Origin of the sequence: Arthrobacter psychrochitiniphilus (assembly GCF_003185915.1) — a bacterium.
Lineage (GTDB): Bacteria > Actinomycetota > Actinomycetes > Actinomycetales > Micrococcaceae > Specibacter > Specibacter psychrochitiniphilus.
In genome coordinates this window covers 1-1,204 of record NZ_QHLZ01000033.1, presented here as the reverse complement: position 1 = coordinate 1,204, position 1,204 = coordinate 1, and the positions used below count along the sequence as shown (strand labels likewise).

The following is a 1,204-nucleotide window of genomic DNA, read 5'->3' as shown; positions in this document are numbered from 1 at the left end:
AACTCTGCCTTGTATCAAATCGCTTTGGTACGCATGGCCAGCGATCCAGTGACGAAAATCTACGTTGCCAAGCGCACTGCCGATGGTAAGACGAAGAAGGAAATCTTGCGGTGCCTCAAACGTGCCATTGCCAGGGAAGTCTTTCACCTGCTCACCAACCCGCAACCGGTCATCCATGGCAAAGACCTCCGAGCCTTCCGCCTCGGAATTGGGCTCACTCTCACTGCCGCGGCGCAGTTCCTGGACTGCGATCTCAACCGCCTATCCAGACTCGAACGAGGTATCACCAAAGACCAGAAACGAGCCCTTGAATACCAAAAGTGGCTCACTGATTATCAGCAGCTGCAAACACTGAAAACAGTCGCTTGACACCTATAGGAGCATCAGTTCCTGAAAGGATTGTTCCCATGTCTTCTCGACCAACCTATTCCGATGAGTTCAAAGCTGATGCTGTTGCCTTGGCTGAATCCTCTGGCCGCCCTTTAGCTCTTGTAGCTGCTGAACTCGGCATCTCCCTGACCGCACTCAAACGCTGGATCAAGCTCTCCCATGAGGGCCACGAAGGCGGCGGCCGGAAACCTGATTTACCCGTGGATACCGCTAAATACAAGGCCATGGAAGTGCGGCTACGTGAGCTTGAAAGGGAGAATGAATTCTTAAAAAAAGTTTCAGCGTGTCTATCGCCAAAGAACAACGGTAGATGACCTCTATCGTCTTGTTCAGCAGCAGGAGAACGCTGGAGAAAAAGTAGCCTGGATGTGCCGAGAACTACGCGTCCCACGGTCGTCGTATTATCGCTGGAAAGAAGCAACAGATACGCCCACAATTATTCGCCACCGGGAGCTGACCGATCAGGTGGAGACTGTCTTTAAATCCTCCGACGGGATCTTTGGTCACCGCATGGTCCACGCAAAACTCAACACAGCCGGTGTTGATATCTCCGTGGGAACGGTGGCCTCGATCATGGCAGAGAATGGCTGGGCAGCCAGACGAATGCGGGCTTTCAAACGCACCACCATCCCCTCAGACCCGGAGAAAGTCTTCAAAGACTTGATCGGCCGAGACTTCACCGCTGCAACCCCAGGCACCCGCCTAGTCGGCGACATCTAATGCCGATGTCGGCATTATATGTCCTATGCCGACCTTTGGATTATGCCGATCTATCCCTTGATGTGCTGGGATGGGGCGGTACTGAAGTCTAGAA

General features: G+C 53.2%; 3 protein-coding genes. All 3 read left to right on the top strand.

All coding sequences use genetic code 11. The annotated features are described in order from the left end of the window. Positions 1-369: helix-turn-helix domain-containing protein (locus CVS29_RS18745; protein WP_211315184.1), on the top strand; the 369-nt coding region annotated here is incomplete at its 5' end. A 38-nt stretch (positions 370-407) separates the two neighbouring features. Further along, complete coding sequence (locus CVS29_RS18115; protein WP_110107988.1) at positions 408-704, top strand: transposase; 297 nt, start codon at positions 408-410, stop codon at positions 702-704. 52 nt (positions 705-756) lie between these two features. Further along, the gene (locus tag CVS29_RS18110) at positions 757-1,110 is read left to right on the top strand and encodes an IS3 family transposase (protein WP_245932334.1); all 354 of its coding nucleotides are present in this window, start codon (positions 757-759) and stop codon (positions 1,108-1,110) included. Positions 1,111-1,204 lie beyond the last annotated feature (94 nt).

What these genes read in the sequence shown, in the direction of transcription:
- CVS29_RS18115 (WP_110107988.1), top strand. Translation starts at nt 408, where the DNA reads ATGTCTTCTCGACCAACCTATTCCGATGAGTTCAAAGCTGATGCTGTT.
- CVS29_RS18110 (WP_245932334.1), top strand. Translation starts at nt 757, where the DNA reads ATGTGCCGAGAACTACGCGTCCCACGGTCGTCGTATTATCGCTGGAAA.